Raw genomic sequence first — 24,684 nt, 5'->3', positions numbered from 1 at the left:
GCTCTTGCCCATGCTTGACGAAACCCGCATCGCGCGCGCACTGACCGCGCGCGGCATCTCTGCCGATGCACGGCAGCGCGAGGCCATCGGCGCGCTCGTCGGGTTGGTCGGCGCGCAGCAGCGCGCGCGGCAGGCATGGTCCACCGCCGCGTTCGGGCCGCAAGGCGTCTACTGTCACGGACTGCCGGGCCGCGGCAAGAGCCTCGTCGTCGATACGCTGTTCGAGCTTGCGCCATGCCGCAAACGGCGCCTGCATTTCCACGAGTTCCTGCGCGAGATGAACCGCCGGCTCGTGCACGCGCCGCGCGGCGACGACCGGCTCGGCGACGTGTCGCGGCAATGGCTCGACGGTATCGAGCTGCTGTGCTTCGACGAATTCCATGTGCACGATATCGCCGACGCGTTCCTGATGGGCCGCTTTCTCGACACCGCGATCAAGCTGGGCACGCGTATCGTGCTGACGTCGAACTACGCACCGGACGATCTGTTGCCCGACCCCGAGTTTCACGAGCGCTTTCTGCCGACCATCGCGCAGATCAAACGCGGCTTCACGGTGATCCATTTCGACGGCGTGCGCGATTACCGCTTCGGCGGCGAAGCGGCCGAGGTGCCGCGCTTTTTCGCGCCGCTCGACGCATCGAGCGAGGCCGCGTTGCGCGATATCTTCACGAGCCATGAACGCGACGCTGCGATCGAGCCGGTCAGGCTGAGCGCGGCGGGCCGGCCGCTCGAAGCGCGGGCAGCCGGCCGCGCGCTGCTGTGGGCGGACTTCGAGCAGTTGTGCGTCGCAAGCCGCTCGCACCTCGACTACCTCGATCTCGCCGAGCAATGGCAAGGCTTGATCGTCGATCGTCTGCATACGGAAGCGCTGAGGCAGCCGCATACGCTGCAGCGACTCGTCTGGCTGATCGACATCTTCTACGACCGCAAGCGTGCGCTCTTCATCGCCTCCGATCGGCCGATCGAGACCGCGTTGATCGGTCTCGAAGGCGCGCATGATCTGTCGCGTACGCTGAGCCGGCTTGCCGAGATGCAGTCGCGCGCATATCGCAGCACGCTTGAACGAGGCGGCGAGGACAACGCGCAAGACGGCATCAACGCCAAGGCTTGATGGCCGGGCATGGCACTCGCGCGCATTTCTGCAATTCTTGCAAAGCGACGGTAAAGCGTGCCAACGCCGTTTCGCGTCGACGCACGCGCCACGGCGCCGGGCGATGCATCGCCGGCCACCCGAAACAAGCCTACACTCAACCATGCCATGCCCCGCAGTACCGGAAAACTCGCCGGCAGATCAGTTCGATGGGCGTGGGCAAACATGTTCGTTCTTCATCGCGCCGCTCTTTCGCGGCAAAGGAGAAGCCATGGAACAGATCCCAAAAGCCACGGCCTTGTTCATCGCAGGTTTTGGCCCGATTGTGATTGAAGCCCAGGCAAGCCGCGATCTCTACGGTCGGGCCTTCGGTATCCCCTTCAAGGAAGAGAACGGCGGCTATCTCCATACGGAGGGTCTGAACGGCGCAAACTCTTTCGCCTTGTGGCCGCTCTCCCACGCCTCCCAGTCGTGCTTCGGCACGGATTCGTGGCCTCGCGACGTACCCATCCCGCAAGCCTGGATCGAGTTTGATGTCGACGACGTCCAGGCGGCAACGGCGGAACTTGAATCGCAAGGGTATCGGATGCTGGTCAGGAACCGGAATGAGCCGTGGGGCCAGACGGTCAGTCGCTTCATCGGGCCGGAAGGATTGCTGGTCGGAATCACGTTTACGCCGTGGATGCGGGAAGAGAAATAATGGCGGCCGCAGTGGCCGTCTTGCGCGCGGTGACTGATAGCCTCAGATTGGGGACCAGCGCGCGTCAGGTTACCCGGTTAGCGCCGAAAATCGATATTCACCATTGTGAATAATGCGCGTAACTATCAGCCACCGCTTTCCTAAACTTGGCATTACGGGACCGCGACGGAAACGGTACGAAAGCATCGTTTGCGTGGAAATCGCAGTCCAACCAAGGAGAAGCGTGTCATGAACAAGGCAAGCAGCACATTGATCGCGGCCGTCGCCGCACTCACGCTGTCGGGCGGCGTATATGCACAAAGCAACAACACGCTGGCGACTCCGACCACACAGTCGCCGGCCGCTGCAACGAGTGGCTACGGCACGCCTGGTGCCACCAACACGGACAGCGGCGCCGGGTCGCCGACCTCGGGCCAGCCGAATAGCGCGAACAGTAGCTCGACGTCCCGCCCCCCCGCTTACGGGGTTAACAACTCGCTGGCGACCCCAACCACAAAGTCGCCAGCCGGCCAATGACAGCAATCAAGGCTGGCAACCGGGCGCAAATGAGCGCAAAGCGACCAGGCGGTTCAATTTCGTCGGGCGTAGCGTGACCGAATAGCCGCGCCTGGCAACACAGATCGCGACGGTAGAAAAAGTTGGTGTGACTGGCCGATCGAACCGAACCGCGGCAAATTCAGTGGGACGAGACATAAGCCGTATCAGCGAATACTGCCGGGATCGCGAAGCTCTCGCGCATACGCTTAGCCTCTGCGGCAGGCGTCAAGCCAAACAGACGCCTGAATTCCCTGCTGAACTGGGACGGGCTCGCATAACCCACAGCGTGTCCCGCCGCCTCCGCGGTTAGTTCCTTGCGCACCATTAACAGGCGAGCCTGATGAAGGCGCGTCGACTTCACATATTGCATCGGCGACACCTGCGTAATTGCCTTGAAGTGGCTGTGGAAACTCGGAATGCTCATACCCGCTTCGTCGGCCAGTTGCCTCACGTCGAGGGGCTGCGCATAGCTTGCATGAATCAGGCGAAGCGAGCGCCCTATCTGGCCGAACTGTCCTCGCATCGCCAAAGCCTCGCGCAACGAGCCTCCCTGGGCGCCGGTGAGCACCCGGAAATACAGTTCACGCAGCAGCCCGGCGCCCAACACAGCGGATTCGAGTGGCCGATGCATCGCCTCGAGGAAGCGCAGCACGGACGCTTGCATTGCGTCATCCATCGGCGTCGACATCATGCTTTGAGGTGCTGGTGCGCACTCCCCCACGCCTTCGCGGTCGATCCGCTCCGCAAGTTCGGCGGCCAATGCGAAATCGAGGTGCAGATACAGCGCGAGCAGTGGGCGCTCCTCGGTTGCGTCGGTCTCCATGCTGAACGGCACGGGCACGGACACGGCCAGGTAGTGACGCTCGTCGTACAGGTAGAGCTGGTCGCCGAAATAACCTCGCTTGCGGCCCTGGCAGACGATCACGATACCGGGATCGTACAGAACGGGCGTGCGCGATAGCGCCCGGTTCGACCGCAAGATGCGGACGCTCGGCAGTGCCGTCAGGTTGTAGCCCTCGTCGGGCGCCAACGCGCGTAGCAGGACAATCATGCGTTTCTGGCTTCGAGAGGATAGAGCTGGATGCTGGGCCAAAGCGCGTATCGTGTTCATAGTTTTATGCAAGAAAATCAGCGGAATTCGGCTTAATTTGCCTCGCTGGTCAGATTAGCATGCACTCTCCAATCGACATTCGGGAGAAGCTTCAATGGCAACCAGCAAAACTCTGCTCATCACCGGCGTCAGCAGCGGCTTTGGCCGCGCGCTCGCACAGGAAGCGCTGGCGGTGGGTCACAAGGTCGTCGGTACGGTGAGAAGTGCCCAGGCAAAGCGTGAATTCGAGTCCGTATCCGCGAATGCCGCCTGGGGACGCGTGCTCGACGTGACCGACTTCGACGCGATCGACGGCGTCGTGGCGGAAATCGAAACTGGCGTCGGACCAATCGATGTGCTGGTCAACAATGCCGGCTACGGCCACGAGGGCATCATGGAGGAATCGCCGCTCTCGGATATGCGCCGACAGTTCGATGTGAATGTATTTGGTGCGGTCGCCATGATGAAGGCCGTCCTGCCGTTCATGCGTGAGCGCCGCCGCGGCCACATTCTGAATATCACATCGATGGGCGGCTACATCACGATGCCGGGAATCGCTTATTACTGCGGGAGTAAGTTTGCGTTGGAGGGCATCTCCGAGGCGCTTGGCAAAGAGGTCAAGCCCTTCGGTATTGCGGTGACGGCCGTGGCGCCGGGCTCATTTCGCACTGACTGGGCAGGTCGCTCGATGACGCGGACCCCCCGCTCGATTTCGGATTACGACGATATTTTCAATCCTATTCGCCAGGCCCGCGAGGAAAAAAGCGGCAAGCAGTTGGGAGATCCCAGCAAAGCGGCGCGCGCAATGCTGGCCGCCATGGCAGGGGATCATCCGCCCACGCGTCTTTTGCTCGGTAGCGACGCACTCGGGCTCGTACGAGACAAGTTGTCGGCATTGAACGTGGAAATCGATGCGTGGGAGGCTACCACCGTTTCGACGGACGGCTGATGAGCGCCGAGGCTGAGAAGCTGTCGAGAACCGTATCCCGCCGCGTCGGGTGCGAACGAAGCGGTGCTTGCCCGATCTGAAAGTCCGTTGGCAGCGAGGTCAACACCATGTGGCCGACGATGTATCGCCCGCGGGTTCATCATTTCACCTGGAATTCGTTGCGCAGGGTCCGAAGATTCGGACGCCACCGGTGAGGACGCCCCCAGACGATCCAGGCACGTTACCCGGATCGTCGGGGCGGTGTCGGGCGAGCCATCTGCGGTCAATTACCGAAGAAAAGGTTGCAATAACTTGCGGGGCCGACGCACGACGATGGCGAGGGCGTCGACACATGCTCGACACTGCCGGAAGCTGCGGTGCCGTTGGTCGTCGTACCGCCAACGTCACTGTTGCCCGCCTGCTGGCTGTCCTGTGCAGCGATCTTCGCTTCAGCAGCCTGAATTTGCTCGGGATACTTCGTATGGTCGCCGTCGCCCATGTGATAGCCGGCCTGCTCGAGACGGATCAGATCCGCGCGCACCTGCGCACGGGTGACGGGCGCGGTGCTCTGAGCGAAGCTGACGACTGGGCTGGCAAGCGCACAGCTGGCGAGGACAAGGCATGCAAGGGTTTTCATCGTGGAGCTCCTTGATTCACGGCTAACTTAACAATCGGGAAACCGAATAGCACACTGCAGCCAGTTCTGCAGACAAACTGGAAGTTGTGGTTGATATGGGGGGCATTCGACAAGAGAAGAACGCGGGCCATTGTGCGGTGATTGACGCCCTCCTTGTATCGAATTATGTTGCATTATTGCGCCGTGTAATCGTGTCAGTTGTAGTTACGTCGGTAATTTGATGTTCGGCATTAAAAGTTCCTTTTCGGGAGAATAAATGTTCGGCGTCGCTTTACGATTATTCGTTAGAGTGATTTCTTGAGCGTACGGCGCACGCCTGGTTACGGATGCAGTTCGACGCGGCACACACGGAGCGAGCACCCAATATCGCAATTGGCGAACCGTGCTTGATCGGGACAACCGCGAGTTACTGGTACTGCGCAGCGCGAGAGATCAGCCTCATACTTACCCTCGTTCAGCAGCTTTGACGGTCTTCCGCCCAACGCTCGGCAGCGGGCACAAATCTCCGGTAGGGACCACCTGCGTGGACTCACGAACTTTTGTTCGGCAAAAAACAGAACACTTGTCCATCGACTTGCTGGCGGACCGCTAGCACAATGGCGTGTAGCTGCACCTGATGCCCGGAGGCCTGTTATGGCGTCCTGTACTCGAACACCACGTGATTCCGACGCGGGCGAAAAGCCCGGGGCCAGAACATCACTGTGCGCGGGCGAAACGGCTCACACAATCGAGCGCCGCAGATTCGCTGAATTTATGAATCTGTTTGTGGGACCGGTTGCAGCACTCAGTACTGAGCAGAATCTCCTCGTCAAACGCGAGTTATTGCAATCGCTGTCCCGCCGATCGGTATATTGGATCGCGCTACTGCTGGTCGGAAGCCCGTTCTGGTTCGTATTTGGATCGTGGATCGAAACATCGGATATTTATCCCTTGTTCCGTGTCGTCTGGATCCTGGGACTGTGGGGGATAGCCGCTCCTTTGGCAGCATACTTGCTGAAAAAGACCATGACGCTCCCGAAGCACGCCAGCGTCAACGCGGTCGAGCAGATGCACTGGGCATGGGCTGCATTGGTCATGCTGACATCTTTCTGGTGGGCGGCGGCCAGCTTTGGGCTCATCCCACCCAAATTCGTGGTCCTCCATGGTTATTACTTTAGATTCGGCCGGTATGGCTTTCTGGAACTGACGATGATCTGCCAGGCATTCACGTTGCTGCTGCTCGCACCCAGTCTTCGTGCGGCTTTAGGCGCACTCGTGATTGGCACTATCCCATTCGGATTTAACATGGCACCACTGTTCTTTATTAACCGGCCAGGAATGTTTGACTGGTATACGGCTCAAATAATTGGCTATTGTGTCGTCGCATGGTTCATTTGCAACGATCAGCAACGCACATGTGTAAAAGAGGTTGTTCTCGAGGAGGCGCGATCTCAGGCTGTAGCGGCAACGGCGGAGAAGAACCAATTCATCGCCGCAATAAGCCATGACCTGCGTCAACCGCTCACCACGCTCGGCCTGAAGTTAGATTTCATCGAGCGGGGCATTAAATCGACCAATCTGGTTGAAGACGTCTCGATTGCGCAAAGGCAAGTGGATGCAATGGAAGGGATGATTAACGGGGCACTGGATATCTGCCGCCTCGAGTCCGGCACCTGGAATGTAGAAATTCAGGAGGTGGCGCTGCCTTCCCTTTTACGCGGCATAGTCGTGGATATGCAGCCGCTGGCTGAGGCAAAGGGGCTGAAGTTAAGACTCCGTAGTCGCCCCTATCTGGTCCGTACGGATCGACATGCGTTGGACAGGATCGTCCGGAATATGGTGATCAATGCGGTCCGTTACACGCCTTCCGAGCGGGGAGGCAAGAAGGGACATGTTCTGGTGAGTTGCCAGAGGCGAGGCAGCCGCATAAAGATAAGCGTCTGGGACAACGGGATCGGTATCCCTGAAGGTCGACAGGCGGATATCTTCAAAAGCTATGTACAGGTCGATAATCCCGAGAGGAATCGTGAAAAAGGGTTCGGCCTGGGTCTGTCCATTGTCCAGGGGCTCGCGAGCCTTCTTGGTCACAAACTGGACGTGGACTCGACACCAGCACGGGGATCGCGTTTTTCGGTTACGGTCCCGTTCATGGGACTCATACCGCCGGAGTTGCGCGAGGTTCAAACGGTTGAAGACGGTGACCCGGACCTGACCAATATGGTCGTGGCGATCATCGAGGACAACAGCGACTTAAGAATCGAAATATCGATGCGCCTGATCGAGCATGGCTGCTACGTCGTGGCGGGGGAATCGTCATCCGACGTCATCGAGCAGTTGCGCATTGAGGCTTTGGCAAGCGGTCCGCACTTCATCCTCTCCGACTACCGGCTGGAAAACGAGAACGGCATTGCGGCGATTACGGCGGTCCGCGCTGCTACCGACGCCTCGATCCCTGCGATCCTGTGGTCGGGCGACCCCTCGTCAGCTGTGCTCAAAAAAGTAGCCGTCAGTGGCATCAAGCTTTTGTCGGGACCGGATTCTAACCAGACCTTATTGACCATACTTGCAGAACATAAGCCAAAAACATTGACCGAAGGCGGGTGAAAGAGATGGCAGGGGAACACAAAGCTAGCGCAACGGAGCGTAGCTGCACTTGATTCTCGGAGGCCTGTTATGGCGTCCCGTATTCAAACACGACGTGATTCCGACGCGGGCGAAAAGCCCGGGGCCAGAACATCACTGTGCGCGGGCGAAACGGCTCACACAATCGAGCGCCGCGTATTCGCTGAACTTGTGAATCCTTTTCTGGGACCGGGTGCGGCACTCAGTACCGAGCAGAATCTCTATGTCAAACGTGAGTTATTGAAATCGCTGTCCCGTCGAGCGGTATGTTGGACCGTGCTAGTGTCGGTCGGAGCCTCGCTGTTGTGCGTATATGGATCGTGGATCAAAACGTCGGATAGCTACCGTTGGTTCCGTGTCGTCTGGGTCCTGGGACTGTGGGGGATAGCCACTCCCATGGCAGCATACTTGCTGAAAAAAACCATGGCGCTCCCGAAGCACGCCAGCGTCGACGCGGTCGAGCAGATGCACTGGACGTGGGCTGCAGTCGTCACACTGACATCGTTCTGGTGGGCGGCAGGTAGCTTTGGGCTAACTCCACCCGATTTCTCGGGCCATGCTCCCTACGTCAAATTGGCCAGTTCTGGCTTCCTTGAGTACACGCTAATCAGCCATACATTTACCTTGCTGCTGCTCGCACCGAGTCTTCGTGCGAATTTAGGTTCATTCGTGCTCGGCGCTATCCCGTTCGGATTTAGCTTGGGACCACCTCTATTTATTTACCGGCCAGCAATGCTGGGCTTTTATACGGCTCAACTGATTGGCTATTGTTTCCTCGCGTGGTTCATTTTTTACGCTCAGAAGCGCGCATATGTTAAAGAGATCATTCTCGAGGAGGCGCGATCTCAGGCTGTAGCGGCAACGGCGGAGAAGAACCTGCTTATCGCTGCGATAAGCCATGACCTGCGTCAACCGCTCACCACGCTCGGCCTGAAGTTAAATTTCATCGAGCGGAGCGTTAAATCGACCGATCTGGTCGAAGGCGTCTCGATTGCGCAAAGGCAAGTGGATGCGATGGAAGGGATGATTAACGGGGCACTGGATATCTGCCGCCTCGAGTCCGGCACCTGGAATGTAGAAATTCAGGAGGTGGCGCTGCCTTCCCTTTTGCGCGGCATAGTCGTGGATATGCAGCCGCTGGCTGAGGCAAAGGGGCTGAAGTTAAGACTCCATAGTCGCCCCTATCTGGTCCGTACGGATCGACATGCGTTGGACAGGATCGTCCGGAATATGGTGCTCAATGGGCTCCGTTACACGCCTTCCGAGCGGGGAGGCAAGAAGGGACATGTTCTGGTGAGTTGCCAGAGGCGAGGCAGCCGCATAAAGATAAGCGTCTGGGACAACGGGATCGGTATCCCTGAAGGTCGACAGGCGGATATCTTCAAAAGCTATGTACAGGTCGATAATCCCGAGAGGAATCGTGAAAAAGGGTTCGGCCTGGGTCTGTCCATTGTCCAGGGTCTCGCGAACCTTCTTGGTCACAAACTGGACGTGGACTCGACACCAGGACGTGGATCGCGTTTTTCGGTTACGGTCCCGTTCATGGGACTCATACCGCCGGAGTTGCGCGAGGTTCAAACGGTTGAAGACGGCGACCCGGACCTGACCAATATGGTCGTGGCGATCATCGAGGACAACAGCGACTTAAGAATAGAAATATCGATGCGCCTGATCGAGCATGGCTGCTACGTCGTGGCGGGGGAATCGTCATCCGACGTCATCGAGCAGTTGCGCATTGAGGCTTTGGCAAGCGGTCCGCACTTCATCCTCTCCGACTACCGGCTGGAAAACGAGAACGGCATTGCGGCGATTACGGCGGTCCGCGCTGCTACCGACGCTTCGATCCCTGCGATCCTGTGGTCGGGCGACACCTCGTCAGCTGTGCTCAAAAAAGTAGCCGTCAGTGGCATCAAGCTTTTGTCGAAACCGGTTTCGGAACGAACCTTATTGACCACACTTGCAGAACATAAGCCAAAAACGTCCACCGAAGGCGGTTAAAAGTGATGGCAGGGAAACATGAAGAGCGGTGTAGCAGAGATCTTCACGACAGTCGCGTATCTGCTGCCCCCCTTCCAAGGGTAAGCTCGGCATTGACTCGAAGTGCAGCTTCAACGCGGTTTCTGACTTGAAGTTTGTCGTAAATAGCACAAGAAACCTGTCTGACATGTCCCTCGGAGACGCCAAGTTCTCTTGCGATCTGTTTACCTGAAAGGCCACGTGCAATGCAACGCGCCAAATCCCACTCTCGCGGAGAAAGCCCAAGATGATGCTGATTCCGGCTAGCTGAGGGCGCTTGTGTCGAGCAGGCAAAGCGGAGCAAGACTTCTTCCGGAATCCAGAGTTCACCTCCTAAGATCCTGCTCAGTCCAATGAACATTTTTTTGTGCGCGCCTCCTTTCAACAGGATTCCTCGAGCGGCGTAGTCACGCATGCACATTCGCAAAATTTCAACTTCATGATCGTTTCCAGGAGCAAGTCCTGTGCAAATGACCACGGGAACATTGGATGGATTTCCGGCCTGAAAATGCTCAAGTGTCGCGGCGCCACGATTCTCACCATCCAGATTAAGATCCAGGAATACCAGGTCCGGGGGCGGTGTCTTGTTGACTTCTTCAAGCGCGCTGGCAAGCGTAAAGACGGGTGTGATGTCGATTGGGGCTGCGCTCAGCTCCGACGCGTGTGTTTGGACATATTCGGACAGAGCAACGCAAAGAATTTCGTGGTCATCGACCCATAGGATTTTCATGGTCGCTTCTCCTCTTTACACATCCGAGAAAAGCATCGATCGTGCGCTACGTTTGTGCGGAGTACTGCCTGACAGCTTAGCATATCGAGCGAGGCCGCAGATCTTGAACTGCAGAGTGATGCGGACCCGCGATCTCTAGGGCACAGGGTGTGCCATGTTCGCGCCGCGTGCCGCGCCCCGGGCGGCACACGGCTTTGCGCGATCGAATCGGTTTGCGCGGCAGCCGCCGGCATGAAGGCGATTCGCGAGTGGTGGTGGCGCACGGACAGCCTCGCGGCGAAATGTCTGCGGCGTGCCGACAGTTCGATGCTCCGAACACGTGCGAAGTGCGTCGACGTATGCCCCTATCATTTCGTCCAGGCGGTGTTGAACGACCGATGTACCTTGGAAACTGTCGCTTCTGCTGCGGACAAGAGGTTGGAGTGGTGAGATCAGGATACGGCGCGATATTCACCGCCTTAATCGCCGCGGCGCTGTTCGGCGCCGCGACACCGTTGGCCAAGGGGCTGCTCGGCTCAGTCAGCCCCTTCATGCTCGCAGGACTGTTGTATCTCGGTAGCGGCCTGGGGCTTGGCGTCGGCATCGCGTGGCGTGCCTTTCGATCGCGCGGGCTTCAGTCCGCCGCGGACCACCGTATCACCAAAGACGAGTTGCCTTGGCTGATCGGGGCGATAGCGATGGGTGGCGTCGCCGGCCCCGCATTGCTGATGCTGGGCCTGTCCACCACACCAGCGGCAACGAGTTCGTTATTGCTCAACCTTGAGGGTGTGTTGACCGCAGTGATTGCCTGGGTGGTCTTCCAGGAAAATGTCGACATTCAGGTTTTTCTCGGGATGGTGGCGATCGTTGCGGGCGGCGTGCTTCTGTCGTGGCATCCGGGACAGTCAGGCGTGCCGGTGGGTGCGTTACTGATCGTCGGCGCGTGTCTGTGCTGGGCAATCGACAACAACCTGACGCGCAAGGTATCGGCAAACGACGCGATGGTGATCGCGTGTCTCAAAGGGATGGTGGCCGGTCCCGTGAATCTCGGCATCGCGATCGCGGCGGGCGCTTCGCTTCCGTCAGCAGGAACCATGGCGGCAGCGATGCTGACCGGGCTTGGCGGTTACGGCATCAGCCTCGTGCTGTTCGTTATTGCACTTCGCCATCTCGGTACGGCGCGTACAGGCGCGTACTTTTCCGTTGCGCCGCTTTTCGGTGTCATGCTTTCGCTGATCATATGGCCCGCGCTACCCAATCTGTCTTTCTGGATTGCCGCCGCTCTGATGGCGCTGGGTATCTGGCTACATGTGCGCGAGCGGCATGAGCATGAGCACAGCCATGAGTTTTTTGAACACGCGCACCAGCATCGCCATGACGAGCACCATCAGCACGCGCATGAGTTTCCTTATGCTGGTGAGGAGCCGCACACGCACCTTCACGTGCATCTGCCCATTACACATTCGCACGCGCATTTCCCCGATATCCATCATCGGCATCAGCACTAGCTGTCCTCCGACGTCGTCATCTCCCCAGGGCGGCGCAGCATCTTGTCGACTTCGCCCGCGTGCATCTCCTCGACGTGGATCATCTGACGGGCGAACTCCTCGAGTGCAACCGAGCGGTCCTCGACGAGCGCCAGCAGGTCGCGATACAACTGCAACGCAAGATTCTCGGCTTGCAACGACTCGCGGAGGATCGAAGAGATATCGAAGGTGTGCGAGTCGAGCAGAGGACCGATCGCAAGCGACGGATAGGCACCCAGAGTCGTGATCCATTCGCCGGCCTGCTGTGCGTGCAACAACGATTCATCGGCCTGCGCGCGCAACCACGACCTGATCGGAATGCGTCCGAATCCGAAAACAAGGAACGAATAGTGCGTATATCGGACGACGCCGGCCAACTCGGATTCGAGAATCCGGTTCAGCACCGCAACAACGTCTTCCTTATTGATCTCGGCCATTTGAAGTCTCCTTTCATGGCGTGGCGAGGCGTCCGGCCTCGCGACCGAGTAGGCCGGCAAGCGGCCGCAAACCGTGGCCGCACGCCTGATCGAAACGGATAGATTCCGCCGGCCCACCGCTTTTCGCATCAAGCGTTCACGACGTCGTCGAGCGCCGCACGCTCAAGTGCCCTTCCCCTTCTTCACCCGCTCGATCTGCTGCTTCGCCGCCTGATACACGACTTCCGGCGTGAAACCGAATTTCTTCTTCAGATCCGCGATCGGCGCCGACGCGCCGAACGTATGCATGACGACCTGCGCACCGAGCCGTCCTGTATACCGATCCCAGCCGAGCGACGCAGCCTGCTCGACCGCGACGCGCGCCTCGACGTCCGCGGGCAGCACCGACTCCTGATACGCGCTGTCCTCGCGCTCGAAGATGTCCCACGACGGCATCGACACGACGCGCGCCGCGATGCCCTCGCTCTTCAGCTTCTCGTACACGTCGGCGCAGATCGATAGCTCGCTGCCGGTCGCCATCAGGATCACCTCGGGCTTCTTGCCGTCGGGCGCATCGGCGAGCACATACGCGCCGTGCCTGACGCCGCTCGCGGGCGCATAGCGGCTCCGGTCGAGCGTCGGCAGCGGCTGGCGCGACAAGACGATGCACGCCGGTCGATGCGGCTGCGTCAGCGCAACGCGCCAGGCCTCGGCCGCTTCGTTCGCGTCGCCGGGACGCAGTACCGTGAGGCCGGGCACCCCGCGCAGCGACGCGAGCTGCTCGATCGGCTGATGTGTCGGACCGTCTTCGCCGAGCCCGATCGAATCGTGCGTGAACACAAAGATGGCCGGCACTTCCATGATCGCGGACAGGCGGATCGGCGGCTTCATGTAGTCGCTGAAGATCAGGAACGTCGAGCCGTACGCGCGCAGATTCGACAGCGCAAGACCGTTGACCACCGCGCCCATCGCATGCTCGCGAATGCCGAAGTGCAGATTGCGGCCGCCATAGTTATTCGCCTGGAAGCTGCCGGCGCCTTCGAACTTCAGGTTGGTTTTCGTCGACGGCGACAGGTCCGCCGCGCCGCCGATCATCCACGGCACACGCGCGGCAATCGCATTGAGCACCTTGCCCGACGATTCGCGTGTCGCGATGCCCTTCGGGTCCGTGTTGAAGCTCGGAATGTCGCTGTCCCAGCCCTGCGGCAATTCGTGCGCCTCGATCTGCGCGAATTCGCGCGCGAGCTCCGCATACTGCTTTTTGTAGCTGTCGAACTTCGCCTGCCATTGTTCGCGCGCCGCCTTGCCGCGCGCGCCGATGCCCTGCGCGAAGCGCTCGTGCACGCCCTCGGGCACGTAGAAGAACTTGTCCTCGGGCCAGCCGTAGAACTTCTTGGCGAGCGCGACTTCCTCGACGCCGAGCGCTTCGCCATGCGCGGACGCGGTGTCCTGCTTGTTCGGCGCCCCCCAACCGATGATGCTGTGGACCACGATCAGCGACGGCCGGTCGGTCACGCTCTTCGCTTCGACCAGCGCCTTTTCCAGCGCGGCGGTGTCGTTCGCATCGCCGACGTGCAGCGTGTGCCAGTTGTAGCCGTGAAAGCGGCTTGCCACATCGTCGCTATACGCGAGGTCCGTATGGCCTTCGATCGTCACGCGGTTGCTGTCGTAAATCCAGATCAGGTTCGACAGCTTCAGATGCCCCGCGAGCGAGGCCGCTTCGTGCGAGATGCCTTCCATCATGTCGCCGTCGCCGCAAATCGCGTACACGCGGTAGTCGAACAGCGGCGCGTCCGCGCGATTGAAGTGGCTCTCGTACCAGCGCGCGGCCATCGCCATGCCGACGCTATTGCCGAGCCCTTGCCCAAGCGGTCCCGTGGTGGTCTCGACGCCGGTCGTCATCCGGTACTCGGGGTGGCCCGGCGTATTGCTGTCGATCTGGCGGAAATGCTCGATGTCGTCGAGCGACACGGCCGGCGCGCCGGTCGGCTTACCGTGTTCGTCGACGGCTTTCACGTTGGCCAGATGCAGCAGCGAATACAGCAGCATCGACGCATGCCCGGCCGACAGCACGAAGCGGTCGCGATTCGGCCACAGCGGCTCGTCAGGGTCGTAACGCAGGTGGTGTTGCCACAGGTGATAGGCGACCGGCGCGAGCGCCATCGGCGTGCCGGGGTGGCCGGAATTGGCTTTCTGCACGGCGTCCATCGACAGCGTGCGGATCGTGTTGATGCACAACTGATCGAGGGCGGAATCGTTTTGCATGGGACGCTCCTTGTTCGGCAATTCGGGAGACGGCCGACGCGCGCCGCGGAGCGCGCGGATGGATCGGCGCATCGTGTCGACATGGAATCGCGCGCGTCCGGGCATGTCGATAAGGACGCGAAGCCGCACGTGGAACCGCCCACGTGCCAGCGTCAGCGCCGAAAGCGCGCGGGAAAATCGCGGCAAAGCCCACAGATGATGCGCCTAACCGCGCGACTCTGCACGCCACGCCGCGGCAGGTCGGTTGCTTCGCGAACGACGAAGTTCAGGCCGACTGCAGCCAAAACTCGATGACGGGACCGTGCTTGCCGTCGATCGGATCGAGCGGCGGAAACGGCAACGCCAGCATCTCGGTGAGTTCCTGCGGCGTCAGCGCTTCGCGGCGAATGTCCCATTGCTGTCCTAACGGATAGCCCGCCACCACCTGAAAATGCCGCTCGAACGATTGCAGACAATGGCCGGTGCCGGCCGGCAGCAGCAGCACGTCGCCCGCGTGCACCGTCACCACGCGTCCGCCCGGCCCGCCGACGATCACCTCGGCGCTCGCGTCTGTCACGCCGAGCACCTCGTGCGCGGTCGCGTGAAAGTGATGGAAGTCGAAGATGCTGTTGCGCCACTGCGCGGGCCATGCATTGCGCTCGAAGAGGATTTCGAACGCGGCGGGCAGATTGCCGCTGCCGGGCGACAGCGCGCGCCGGTACAGCACGACCGGCAGCTTGCTGTTGTTCGGCACCCAGTCGTGCGACTCCAGCATGAACGCTTCGTATTCGGTCTGCGCGGCGTCGAAGCCGTGCCTGGACTCGTTGAACATGGTTGCTCCTGGCTTGTGATGCGGTTGCCGCGAACCTGCGGACGAGCAGCCGGCTAGCCTCCGCCGATGCCCTGCAGCACCTTGCCCGTGCCGCCGCACACCGCGCAGCGAGCGCCCTCGACCTTGCCCGTGCCGTGGCAGGCGCCGCACAGGTCTTCGCCAGCGCCCGGCGTGTTGGGCGGCGCTTCGTCGCCGGGGTTCATCGATTGGGTTGGAGTGTCCGGTTGCATGCGCTTTCTCCGGTTGGATGTTGACGGATTGGATGCACGGCTGGCACGCGACGCGCCGCGTCATTGCTCGCCCGGCTGCTTGTGATGCGACTCGCGCCCGCCGCCCCCCGGCGGCTCCGCGTGCTCGCCGGTGCCGAGCGGCACTTCGGCGCCCTGGCGCGGCCGCTCGCTCGACCGTGGCGGATTGGTCGCTTTGTCCACGCCGGTCTGCACGACCGGTTCGATGCCGAGCGGACTCGGCTCGACGTAGTGCGTGCCGCTCGGCTTGTTGCGGGCTTTGACTTCGTCGGACAGCGTGGGCGCGGCGCGGTTATCTGGCCTCGCGGACTGCTCGCCGCCCGGCGTCGCGCTCTGCTGCGGGGTGTCGGTCGATTGGGGATCTTGCATCGCGCCCTCCTCGTTTGTTCTGCCGTCGATTCGCGTCATTACGCGCCATCTCGAACGGCACCTGGTTCATGCAGCAACATTCGAGCCTTGCCGGAGAAGTCCGCGCGCAGCGCAACAGGCACGGCCATTGCGAGCTCGAAGGCAGTAGCGCGGCACGTTCGCTTTGTAAAAAAGCGCCCCCGAAGGAGAACCTCATGAGCATTACGACAATTCGCATATCCGATACCGAGGTGCAGGTCGAGCGCACGCTGTACACGTTCGCGCAAAAGAGCGACGCCGATGCGTTCCAGAACTGCCTCGTCGACGGTTCGGTCGATACCTGCTATCGCGATCATCCGCCGCTGTCGGCGCGCCCTACCCTGCCCGACGAACATCCGGGCGATCCCGCGCGCGGCAGCACGATTTCGCCGTCGCTCGGCGGTATGCCCTGATGGCTCTGCGCCTCTCACGCAAGCACTGCCAAACCGGCTGCGCCCGCTCAGCCTTCGGGCGCGGCACGATCGGCCGCGACGAGCTTGCGGCCGTATGCAATTGCGGCGCGGCGTGCTTCGTCGGCGGTCGCATAGGGGCCGATCTGCGGTGCGCCCTCGAACGGGAACAGAATCCGCCTGTCCGCTTTCCTCACAACCTTCAGTCCACCTATGTATCGGCCGTCGCCTGTTCCGTGATAGCTGGCGAAAATCTCGAAGTCGTCGTCGGCAACGTCGGCCTTATGTCGCGCCATATGCGCTCCTCGTCCTGTGCTTTGCGTGGGCGATGTCCAATGTGAGCCGGGCGCGCGCGGTCATCGCGATGCGGCACGCGTGCCGGGTTCCAGCAATTGGCGTTCCACGCGAACGAGATCCGTCGGCATGCGGCACGGGCATTGCGCGTCTGAACGAAGACTATAGGGAGAGGACCGATGGATTCACCTGATACGAGCCGGCAAGCGCCCGGTGCAATCGGCACATTCGACCTGAACGCGCCAACCCACGCGCAAATTTCGATGCAGCCGTTGCCGTTGCCGCTGCCGCTGCATCCGCATGCGCCGATGCCGCCCGAAGTCGACCCCGACATCGCGCCGAACACGCCGCCGCCGAAGATCGACCCCGATCCGATCCCCGACGATCCGGTCGACGTTCCGCACGAACCACCCGAAGGCGATCCACCTGCGGCGCCGCCGCCACAGCGTGCATGGCGCCGGCATGCGGCGCTAGCCCGCCGGCGGGCGCATCGTCGCGATCGGAATCAGGAATTCGGATACACCGGTCAGAATGATCTGCACGCCGATGCATAGCAGCAGGAACGCTGACACCCGCAACGCGACCTTGGTGCCCTCGACGCCGAGATAGCGCGCGAGGATCGTCGCGCGGCTGTAGATCAGATACACGCAGACGGCCACCGCGAACGTGATGGCGACCGACGCGATGCCCGACATCACGAACGCCGACAGCTTGTGCGTGCGATTCGCCGACAGCGCGATCGCGGTCGCGATCGAGCCGGGCCCAGTGGTCAGCGGCACGGTCAGAGGAAAGAACGCGCGCGATTTCGCGGTTTCGGCGTCGACGCGCTTGACTTCCGTCTGCTCGACCGCCGGCGTGTCCGGCGCATTGAGCATTTGCCAGCCGCCCACGGCAAGCGCGAGCCCGCCGCCGATGCGCAGCGCCTCCATCGAGATACCAAAGAAATGCAGGATCGGCGTGCCGATGAAGAATGCCACCAGCAGCACAACGGCGGCGTTGATCGCGATCTTGCGGGCGAGTAAGGTGCGCTCGTCGAGGGTCAACGACGCGGTCCGGTCCAGAAACACGAACGCGCCGCTGAACGGATTGATGATGCTGATTAAGCCGATAAAGCCAAACATGATGTCCGAGATCAGACTTTCGACCATGTGGGTGTCCGTGTGCCTGCTTGTCTGCGTGTGCTCGCGCGGGTTCGCGCCTGGGCGCGCTGCCGGTCATGAACCCGGCCGGAATCGCGCGGTCCGGAAAATGCCGCAATGCTCGCAGATCATATCGCGGCGCGCCAGTCGGCCTGCAGAAAAGCCGCGCGACGCCTTGCGCGCCACGGCGCGTCCCGCTTTGCACTGCAGCAATCGGGGCTGGAAAGATGCAATTGCAGCGGTCGAAACTCCGACATTTATTTTGACCTGCTTTACGGGACCGAAGTATCCGGCATACAGTCCTCAGCGAAGCCGGAATTTCAACGACACATACCTACTGGTTCGAGGAGTTGTCCACATGCTGCTTCGTGTACTTGCCGCGTTGCCGTTCGTCGGCATCCTGGTCGGCGTTTCGTTTGTCAATCGCGTCGAGCCGCTCGTGCTCGGCATGCCGTTCGTGCTGGCCTGGATCGTCATGTGGGTGGTGTTGAGCGCGATCATCATGGCGATCATCTACAACCTCGATCCGTCCAACCGACACGTCGCCGCCGATGGCGAGGAGGTTCGCCCATGAGCGCACTCGTCATCATCGCCGCCGTTACGCTATTCGCGCTGTTCCTCGGCGTGCGCGCAAGGCGCGGCCACGATATGAGCCTCGAGCAGTGGACCGTGGGCGGCCGCAGCTTCGGCACCGCGTTCGTGTTCCTGCTGATGGCCGGCGAAATCTATACGACCTTCACGTTCCTCGGCGGCAGCGGCTTCGCGTACGGTAAGGGGGCGCCGGTCTACTACATCCTCGCGTACGGCACGCTCGCGTACATCCTGTCGTACTGGATGCTGCCGCCGATCTGGCGCTACGCGAAGACGCACCGCCTGGTCTCGCAGCCGCACTTCTTGAGGCGCAAATACGAGAGCCCGGCGCTCGGCACGCTGGTCGCGCTGGTCGGCGTGGCCGCGCTGATCCCGTACCTGGTGCTGCAATTGAAGGGCCTCGGCATCATCGTCGCGACCGCGTCGTACGGCGCGATCTCGTCGACGGCGGCGATCTGGATCGGCGCGATCGTCGTGACCTCTTACGTGATCGTGTCGGGCGTGCGCGGCTCCGCCTGGAACTCGGTGGCCAAGGATCTGCTGATTCTCGCGATCGTGCTGTTCCTCGGCATCTATCTGCCGCTGCATTACTACGGCGGCATCGGCGCGATGTTCCGCACGATCGACGCCGCCCGTCCCGGCTTCCTGACCTTCCCGGCGCACGGTTCGAGCGTCGTGTGGTTCCAGTCGACGGTGCTGCTGACCGCGCTCGGCTTCTTCATGTGGCCGCACACGTTCGGTTCGATCTTCACGGCGAAGGACGAGCGAATCTTCCGCCGCAATGCCGCGATTCTGCCGCTCTATCAGCTGATCCTGCTGTTCGTGTTCTTCGTCGGCTTCGCGGCGACGCTGCGCGTGCCGGGCCTGAAGGGCGCCGACATCGACCTGTCGTTGTTCCGCCTGTCGCTGCAGACGTTCGATCCGTGGTTCGTCGGCGTGATCGGCGCGGCCGGTATCCTGACCGCGCTGGTGCCGGGCTCGATGATCCTGACCTCGGCGTCGACGCTGCTCGCCAACGACGTGTATCGCGGCATGGTGAACCGCAACGCGTCGGATGCGTCGGTCGCGGTGATCGCGCGCTTCCTCGTACCGGTCGTGGCGCTGGTCGCGGTCGCCTTCACGCTGAACGGCGGCGAAACCATCGTCGCGCTGCTGCTGATGGGCTACAGCTTCGTCACGCAATTGTTCCCGGCCGTGCTCTGCAGCCTGTTCCCGCACAACCGCGCGACGAGGCAAGGCGCGTTCTGCGGCATCGTCGCGGGTGTCGCGGTGGTCACACTGACCACGACGCTGCACTGGAGCGTCGGTCACCTGATGCCGTTCCTGCCCGATGCGCTGAAGGACGTCAACATCGGCTTCCTTGCGCTCGCGGTCAACGTGATCGTGTTCGTGATCGTCAGCGCGGTGACGCAGCCGAGCGCAGCCGAGCAGGAGAAGCACGCGTCGGCGCATTGAAAGACCTGGCCGCGGGCGTGATTCGAGGCTTGCTGTTTCGAGCGCCCGCATTTGCGTACGCTGGCGCCTGACGCATCTGAAGGGGCTGTTCGTTTCGGCGACAGCCCCTGATTCTTTCTGTTCACGGCTCGACCGCGCTCTCGACGATCCACGGAGCCCCGAATGTCCTACGTTCTCTACTACTCGCCCGGCGCGGCCAGCATGCCCGTGCACTGGATGCTGCTCGAAATGGGCGTGCCGTTCGAAGCGCGCCTCGTCGATATCGACGCGGGCCAGCAGCGCGATCCCGAGTATCTGCGTCTGAATCCGGCCGGGCGCGTGCCCACGCTGGTCGTCGATGGCGTGCCGCGGCATGAATCGGCCGCGCTGCTGATGCTGCTCGCCGAGCGCCACGCCGAGGCCGACCTCGCGCCCGCGCCCGGCTCTGTCGCACGCGCGGAATGGCTCGAATGGATGATCTACCTCGCGAATACGCTGCTACCCGCGATGCGCGACTGGTTCTACGCCGGCAGCGACGGCGACCCCGCGGGCGCCGAGGCGGTGCGCGCGCTCGCGCAACGCCGCATCGAAGAAGCGTGTGCGCGGCTCGACAGGCATTTCGCCGACGGCCACGCATACCTCGCGGGCGGCAAGCTCAGCACCGCCGATCTGCTCGCGCTCGTGCTGATGCGCTGGACCCGCAACATGCCCCACCCCGCGACGGTGGGCTGGCCGCATCTCGCGAGCTATATCCGCAGGCTGCGCGCACGGCCGGCGTTCATCGAACTCAACGAGCGCGAAAAGCTGACGGAGTGGCGCAACGAAGGCCAGTAACGTTCAGGCGGTTCACAACGTCGCTTCCCTGCCCGTCTGCGCCGCGAACGCGAAGCCGTTCTTGCCGTCGCGCTTGACCTGATACATCGCGGCATCGGCGGCGGCGACCAGACGGCGGTGATCGTCGACGTCGTCGGGATAACTCGCAATGCCCACGCTCGCGCGCACGCCGCCGATTCCCAACTGCTCGTCGGTGTCGACCACGCAGGCCATCAGCCGGCGCGCGATCTCGGCCAGCTCGTCATCGCCCGCAAAGGTGCGCACCAGCACCGCGAACTCGTCGCCGCCGATGCGCGCGACCAGATCGCCTTTGCGCACCGACGCGCGAAACCGGGCGGATACCGCGGCGAGGAATTCGTCGCCGGTGCGATGCCCGAACGAATCGTTGACCTGCTTGAAGCCATCGAGGTCGATATACAGCACGGCGAAGCGCTGCTCGACGGCCGCGGTCCGCGCGTGCCTCGCGGCAGAGTCGAGCGCGGCCAGCAGCTTGCGGCGGTTCGACAGGCCCGTCAGCGAATCGTGCAGCGACGCCAGCTCGAACTCGTGCGACTGCCCCGCGAGCTGGCGGGTGCGCTTCGCGTACATGCCGAGCGCCGTGATCAGCATGCAGAACAGCAGCGCGGCGAGCGCGATCAGCGTGCGCGCGACGTGCGCGACGCGCAGCCGCACGTCGGCGCTCGACGCGTCGCGTTGCGCGCGCCAGTAGGCCGACACGCTGCCGAGCGCCGCCGCGACGGCTTCGGGCGTCGCCTGTGTCGGTGACATCGACGGAATGGGCGGCGCCGGCGACGGACTCGCGTTGACGAGCGCCGCGAGCGCCGCGAAACGCCGCGCGAGTTCGGCGCGCGCCGCGTCATAGGCCGGCACGAACGACGCGTCGTGACTCGCCAGGGTGTCGGCCATATGCTGCCACGCGGCCAACTGCTCGCGCGCGCTGTCGACGCGCCCGGCGGCTTCGAGCACGAGGCCCGCGTACTCCTGCTTCAACTGATCGGAAAACACCGTGCGGATCTGCATCGCCACATACAGCAGGCCGAACAGCAGACACAACAGCGCGGCCACGCCGACACTCGCGGGCCCCGGCCGGAAGCGCCACATCGGCGCGCGCGCGCGTGCGGCGCCGCGCAGCCCTGCTCGCCCCGCTGGCCCGACGACCGCGTGCTCAGGGATGGGAGTAGATATCTTGTTGCCGTCGGCCATTGTCATGTTGACGATAGCTCACGCGTCGAAAGAACTGTCCGATCCGCGCAAACAGACCGCCCTTGTGCTGCGACGACGCGCGCCGCTCCTGCTGTGCGAGCCGCGTTTCTTTCGCGTCGTGACCGGCCGCGGGCTTCGCGGTGGAATTGGCGGCATTGGCGACGTGCCGCGTGTAGCCCGGCGGTGGCGTGGGAACAATGGGGGCTGTGGGTGGGTTGGCCGACATATCCGCCGACATATCCGCCGAGGTATCGACCGGCGTATCGGCCAGCGTGGCGGTGAGATTCGGGTCAGGCGTACTCGCGTGGATCTGCCCGGACCACACGGCCGGGTTGGTGTCCTCGAAGCCGCCGTTCGCGCCGGCCGCTGCGAGCGCGACCTCTGGCGCGGCGGGCTGCCTGGCTGACGGCATGGCAAACGGCATGGCAAACGGCGCGGCGGCCTCCTCCGGCGCGTGCGCGACGGCCACCGTCGGCACCCGGGCCGATGCCGACGAGCCGAGCGCCTGGCGCGCGCCCGCAATGGCATCCGCGTACGTCTGCTGATCCTGGTTGAACCAGACGCCGTAGGCGACGGTGCCCATCACACCGAACGTCAGCGCGCCGGCCGCCGCGAGGCACAGGGCGAGGCGGCCGAAGCGCGGGGGCGGCACGCCCGATTCGTCAGGGCCGTCGGGTTCGAAGGAGGCCCGGCCGTCCGTTGTGGAATGACGCAAGTCGATATCGTCGGGATCGGTAGCCATCGCAATACGCTCCGGGTATGCCACTTCTTGCAGACAAGCTGGCGCGCTGACGAGCCGGCGCGTAAACCGAGCTCGCGGACTGCCGCTGCACGCAATGCTCAATGAATGTAATCCTGTCGCGAACGGCCGACAACATAGCAGCGTTGCGTTTCCGCCTCGCTTCGGCGGTGCTTCAAACGACGCCGCCCGATGCCGTGTGAGTTGGCAAAAAAGCGTGCAAAGCCGGTAAAAACTCCAACCTGGCACAGAGCCCGAGAGCCAGCCGTGCGCCTGCCGGAGGCCGCTACGCTCGATGCGACGCGGATTCTGCGAAACGCGCCAACGCGGTCGCCGTTTCGCACGCAACAACCGGGCCTGGCGGCGAACGCGCGCGCGACGCCGAACCCGCCGCTTGAAACCCGCGTTGGACTGCGCGCGCCGCGCGCCGCGCGCCTCGAGCCGCATTCCGCGAACCTGCTGCCGTGCGAATTCCCGAAGCCGTCCGCGCCGGATGATAAGGTCACGTGCGCGCATGTCGCGACGCCGCGCCGTGCCGGGCCCAACGGTGCCGGGCCCAACGGTGCTCGGCCCCACGTCATTGGTCAGCATAAAAATCATGTCGAACAGGTATCTGCACCAACCACTCACGCCCTTGCGCCGCGCGCTCGCGCGCTTTTCTCTGTCGGAAACCGCCAAGTACACGAAGCTGACGCTCGGCCTGTGGATCGGTTTCGGCATCCCATACCTGCTCGGCTTTCCCGACGCGGCCGTGCCGCTAGCCGGTTCGACGATGCTGACGCTGGCGCTCGGTAGCTCGATTTCGGCGGCTCGAAGCTACTTCTACAAGCGGGTGTTTTCGAACGTGGTGGCGATGCCGATCGGCACGCTGCTGATCTGGCTGACCGCGCCGCACCTGTGGATGGGCGCGGCGCTGCTGCCGGTCGTGATCTTCAGCATCGTCGCGCTGCGGCCGTCGCTGTTCCAGATGACCAGCATCACGGTGCCGATCACGCTCGTGCTCTATACCGGCGAACATCTTCCGATGCTCGAACAGCGCCTGATTGGCGTGGTACTCGGCATGTTGCTCGGCTTCGTCATCCAGCAGATCGCGTTTCCGCCCGATCACGGCTACTGGGCGAACACGCTCGTCAACGACGGCAACGAACAGGCCACCGATGTCGTCGCGCGACTGGCCGCGGGACAGCTCGACAAAGCGCAGATCAAGCCGGCGGCCTCCAGGCTGCGCATGCTGAGCACGAACCTGAAGCAGGCGCACCTGCTGCTGAAGACCGACCTCGAGCAGGCGTGGGTGTCGCCGCATCTGAAGCGCAACGCGGCACGGCTGCCGGTGTTCGCGAGCTATCAGGAGACCTTCGATTCGCTGGTCAATTTTCTTGAAACGATGGACACGTTTCACGATCAGTTCGCCGCGCTCGACGCCGCGTGGCGCGAAATGTTTCTCGCGCGGCTCGCGCGGCTCGTCAACGCGCACCGGCAACTGGCCGAGGCGGCGGACCTGCGCGTCGAGCGTCCGCCGCTCGACGCGCCGCCGCTGCATTTGGAGGACCTGCGTCAGCTGACCGAGGACCTGCCCGCGTCGGACGTGTTTACGAGCGTGTACCTCGGGCATCTGACCGGCTATGGGATTCTGCTGTGCCGGTTGAGCGAGCTGCATACCGCGTGACCCAAGACCCCCGTGCTTATGCCATGTGCAAACAGACGGCATTTCAAAATTACCAGAGCTGCAGAGGTTTCTGAGATGACAAAGCGCCAGCGTGCCACCGTGATTTTTTATAACGAGGATGCCTGTGAAATCCAGGTATGTACCGTGTCGCGCGAGGAAGTCGAGGGGGCAATTGATCGGCAGATAGCGCGCGGAATGGCAATGACTGTGCCTCTGGGTTCGGACGATTGCCGCGCGCCGATCACGGACGAAACCTTGCGTCAAATCGGAGGCATGGCTGTTCTCAACCAGGCGTCTGTCCATCCCGAATTGCGCGATCGTCTGCAGATTTCGCTGCACCACCCCGTCGACTGGGGGCAGGCCAAGCCGCCTACGGAATAACAGTGCTCGCGATCCAGGGTTGAGTTCGGAGC

Annotated in this window: 26 protein-coding genes; 14 read left to right on the top strand and 12 right to left on the bottom strand. The window is 62.4% G+C overall.

Features of this window, described 5'->3' with window-relative positions; translation table 11 throughout:
- The first annotated feature begins 10 nt into the window (after nt 1-10).
- The 3 genes from zapE (at nt 11) to OKW27_RS14260 (ending at nt 2,306) form a co-directional block, all read left to right on the top strand.
- Nucleotides 11-1,111 (top strand): cell division protein ZapE, encoded by a 1,101-nt coding sequence (gene zapE / locus OKW27_RS14270; protein WP_429333863.1) that lies wholly within the window; start codon nt 11-13, stop codon nt 1,109-1,111.
- A gap of 250 nt (nt 1,112-1,361) precedes the next feature.
- Nucleotides 1,362-1,790, top strand: coding sequence for a VOC family protein (locus tag OKW27_RS14265; protein ID WP_429333862.1), 429 nt, complete (start codon nt 1,362-1,364; stop codon nt 1,788-1,790).
- A 228-nt stretch (nt 1,791-2,018) separates the two neighbouring features.
- Entirely contained in the window at nt 2,019-2,306 is a 288-nt protein-coding gene (locus OKW27_RS14260) for a hypothetical protein (protein ID WP_090809909.1), read from the top strand.
- Nucleotides 2,307-2,466: 160 nt separating this feature from the next.
- Here the strand turns inward: OKW27_RS14260 and OKW27_RS14255 are convergent, their stop codons facing one another.
- The gene (locus OKW27_RS14255; RefSeq protein ID WP_260321133.1) at nt 2,467-3,378 is read right to left on the bottom strand and encodes an AraC family transcriptional regulator; all 912 of its coding nucleotides are present in this window, start codon (nt 3,376-3,378) and stop codon (nt 2,467-2,469) included.
- 154 nt (nt 3,379-3,532) lie between these two features.
- Here OKW27_RS14255 and OKW27_RS14250 point away from each other — a divergent pair, with 154 nt between their 5' ends.
- Nucleotides 3,533-4,366, top strand: coding sequence for an oxidoreductase (locus OKW27_RS14250; RefSeq protein ID WP_429333861.1), 834 nt, complete (start codon nt 3,533-3,535; stop codon nt 4,364-4,366).
- A gap of 262 nt (nt 4,367-4,628) precedes the next feature.
- On the opposite strand, the gene OKW27_RS14245 is transcribed toward OKW27_RS14250, so the two are convergent.
- Entirely contained in the window at nt 4,629-4,982 is a 354-nt protein-coding gene (locus tag OKW27_RS14245) for a DUF4148 domain-containing protein (protein ID WP_090809904.1), read from the bottom strand.
- A gap of 633 nt (nt 4,983-5,615) precedes the next feature.
- On the opposite strand from OKW27_RS14245, the gene OKW27_RS14240 reads away from it, so the two are divergent.
- Both OKW27_RS14240 and OKW27_RS14235 read left to right on the top strand, forming a co-directional pair.
- Complete coding sequence (locus OKW27_RS14240; RefSeq protein WP_429333860.1) at nt 5,616-7,565, top strand: hybrid sensor histidine kinase/response regulator; 1,950 nt, start codon at nt 5,616-5,618, stop codon at nt 7,563-7,565.
- Nucleotides 7,566-7,634: 69 nt separating this feature from the next.
- Complete coding sequence (locus OKW27_RS14235) at nt 7,635-9,581, top strand: hybrid sensor histidine kinase/response regulator (RefSeq protein WP_429333859.1); 1,947 nt, start codon at nt 7,635-7,637, stop codon at nt 9,579-9,581.
- A 43-nt stretch (nt 9,582-9,624) separates the two neighbouring features.
- Here OKW27_RS14235 and OKW27_RS14230 read toward each other — a convergent pair whose 3' ends face one another.
- Nucleotides 9,625-10,329, bottom strand: coding sequence for a LuxR C-terminal-related transcriptional regulator (locus OKW27_RS14230; protein WP_429333858.1), 705 nt, complete (start codon nt 10,327-10,329; stop codon nt 9,625-9,627).
- A 422-nt stretch (nt 10,330-10,751) separates the two neighbouring features.
- On the opposite strand from OKW27_RS14230, the gene OKW27_RS14225 reads away from it, so the two are divergent.
- Nucleotides 10,752-11,816 (top strand): DMT family transporter, encoded by a 1,065-nt coding sequence (locus tag OKW27_RS14225; protein WP_429333857.1) that lies wholly within the window; start codon nt 10,752-10,754, stop codon nt 11,814-11,816.
- Here the strand turns inward: OKW27_RS14225 and OKW27_RS14220 are convergent.
- The 5 genes from OKW27_RS14220 to OKW27_RS14200 form a co-directional block, all read right to left on the bottom strand.
- Nucleotides 11,813-12,271: a ferritin-like domain-containing protein gene (locus OKW27_RS14220; protein WP_018425186.1), complete on the bottom strand. Its 459-nt coding sequence runs from the start codon at nt 12,269-12,271 to the stop codon at nt 11,813-11,815. The genes OKW27_RS14225 and OKW27_RS14220 overlap by 4 nt on opposite strands.
- A 162-nt stretch (nt 12,272-12,433) precedes the next feature.
- Nucleotides 12,434-14,515 (bottom strand): transketolase, encoded by a 2,082-nt coding sequence (tkt, locus tag OKW27_RS14215; RefSeq protein WP_429333856.1) that lies wholly within the window; start codon nt 14,513-14,515, stop codon nt 12,434-12,436.
- A 265-nt stretch (nt 14,516-14,780) separates the two neighbouring features.
- Nucleotides 14,781-15,326 carry a cupin gene (locus tag OKW27_RS14210; protein ID WP_429333855.1) on the bottom strand — a complete coding sequence of 182 codons (546 nt, stop codon included), beginning with the start codon at nt 15,324-15,326 and terminating at the stop codon, nt 14,781-14,783.
- Nucleotides 15,327-15,379: 53 nt separating this feature from the next.
- The gene (locus tag OKW27_RS14205) at nt 15,380-15,556 is read right to left on the bottom strand and encodes a hypothetical protein (RefSeq protein WP_184060093.1); all 177 of its coding nucleotides are present in this window, start codon (nt 15,554-15,556) and stop codon (nt 15,380-15,382) included.
- Nucleotides 15,557-15,616: 60 nt separating this feature from the next.
- Nucleotides 15,617-15,943 (bottom strand): hypothetical protein, encoded by a 327-nt coding sequence (locus tag OKW27_RS14200; RefSeq protein WP_090810523.1) that lies wholly within the window; start codon nt 15,941-15,943, stop codon nt 15,617-15,619.
- Between the two features lie 194 nt (nt 15,944-16,137).
- Between OKW27_RS14200 and OKW27_RS14195 the strand changes: the two genes are divergently transcribed.
- Nucleotides 16,138-16,374 carry a hypothetical protein gene (locus tag OKW27_RS14195; RefSeq protein ID WP_429333854.1) on the top strand — a complete coding sequence of 79 codons (237 nt, stop codon included), beginning with the start codon at nt 16,138-16,140 and terminating at the stop codon, nt 16,372-16,374.
- A 47-nt stretch (nt 16,375-16,421) separates the two neighbouring features.
- Here OKW27_RS14195 and OKW27_RS14190 read toward each other — a convergent pair whose 3' ends face one another.
- On the bottom strand, nt 16,422-16,667 hold the full coding sequence (locus OKW27_RS14190) for a DUF6723 family protein (protein ID WP_090809892.1): 246 nt from the start codon (nt 16,665-16,667) through the stop codon (nt 16,422-16,424).
- Nucleotides 16,668-16,844: 177 nt separating this feature from the next.
- Between OKW27_RS14190 and OKW27_RS14185 the strand changes: the two genes are divergently transcribed.
- Complete coding sequence (locus tag OKW27_RS14185) at nt 16,845-17,219, top strand: hypothetical protein (RefSeq protein WP_429333853.1); 375 nt, start codon at nt 16,845-16,847, stop codon at nt 17,217-17,219.
- Here the strand turns inward: OKW27_RS14185 and OKW27_RS14180 are convergent.
- Complete coding sequence (locus OKW27_RS14180) at nt 17,136-17,813, bottom strand: MarC family protein (RefSeq protein ID WP_018425193.1); 678 nt, start codon at nt 17,811-17,813, stop codon at nt 17,136-17,138. The two genes, OKW27_RS14185 and OKW27_RS14180, sit on opposite strands and share 84 nt — an antisense overlap.
- 349 nt (nt 17,814-18,162) lie before the next feature.
- On the opposite strand from OKW27_RS14180, the gene OKW27_RS14175 reads away from it, so the two are divergent.
- The 3 genes from OKW27_RS14175 (at nt 18,163) to OKW27_RS14165 (ending at nt 20,663) form a co-directional block, all read left to right on the top strand.
- On the top strand, nt 18,163-18,378 hold the full coding sequence (locus tag OKW27_RS14175) for a DUF3311 domain-containing protein (RefSeq protein ID WP_090809890.1): 216 nt from the start codon (nt 18,163-18,165) through the stop codon (nt 18,376-18,378).
- Complete coding sequence (locus OKW27_RS14170) at nt 18,375-19,850, top strand: sodium:solute symporter family protein (RefSeq protein WP_429333852.1); 1,476 nt, start codon at nt 18,375-18,377, stop codon at nt 19,848-19,850. Before OKW27_RS14175 ends, OKW27_RS14170 begins: the two co-directional genes overlap by 4 nt.
- A 162-nt stretch (nt 19,851-20,012) precedes the next feature.
- Nucleotides 20,013-20,663 carry a glutathione S-transferase family protein gene (locus OKW27_RS14165; protein ID WP_429333851.1) on the top strand — a complete coding sequence of 217 codons (651 nt, stop codon included), beginning with the start codon at nt 20,013-20,015 and terminating at the stop codon, nt 20,661-20,663.
- Between the two features lie 12 nt (nt 20,664-20,675).
- Here the strand turns inward: OKW27_RS14165 and OKW27_RS14160 are convergent, their stop codons facing one another.
- Entirely contained in the window at nt 20,676-21,872 is a 1,197-nt protein-coding gene (locus OKW27_RS14160) for a diguanylate cyclase domain-containing protein (protein ID WP_429333850.1), read from the bottom strand.
- Complete coding sequence (locus tag OKW27_RS14155; protein ID WP_429333849.1) at nt 21,829-22,608, bottom strand: hypothetical protein; 780 nt, start codon at nt 22,606-22,608, stop codon at nt 21,829-21,831. The genes OKW27_RS14160 and OKW27_RS14155 overlap by 44 nt, the downstream gene beginning before the upstream one ends.
- A gap of 595 nt (nt 22,609-23,203) precedes the next feature.
- On the opposite strand from OKW27_RS14155, the gene OKW27_RS14150 reads away from it, so the two are divergent.
- Together OKW27_RS14150 and OKW27_RS14145 are read left to right on the top strand one after the other, a co-directional pair.
- Nucleotides 23,204-24,271: an aromatic acid exporter family protein gene (locus tag OKW27_RS14150; protein ID WP_429333848.1), complete on the top strand. Its 1,068-nt coding sequence runs from the start codon at nt 23,204-23,206 to the stop codon at nt 24,269-24,271.
- A gap of 75 nt (nt 24,272-24,346) precedes the next feature.
- Nucleotides 24,347-24,652 (top strand): hypothetical protein, encoded by a 306-nt coding sequence (locus tag OKW27_RS14145; RefSeq protein WP_090809877.1) that lies wholly within the window; start codon nt 24,347-24,349, stop codon nt 24,650-24,652.
- Nucleotides 24,653-24,684: the final 32 nt, after the last annotated feature.

The organism is Paraburkholderia sp. 35.1, from assembly GCF_050436525.1.
In the GTDB taxonomy this organism is placed as follows: Bacteria; Pseudomonadota; Gammaproteobacteria; order Burkholderiales; family Burkholderiaceae; genus Paraburkholderia; species Paraburkholderia tuberum.
Note: the sequence above shows the minus strand (reverse complement) of the source record. Positions and strands in the feature narration are given on the sequence as shown.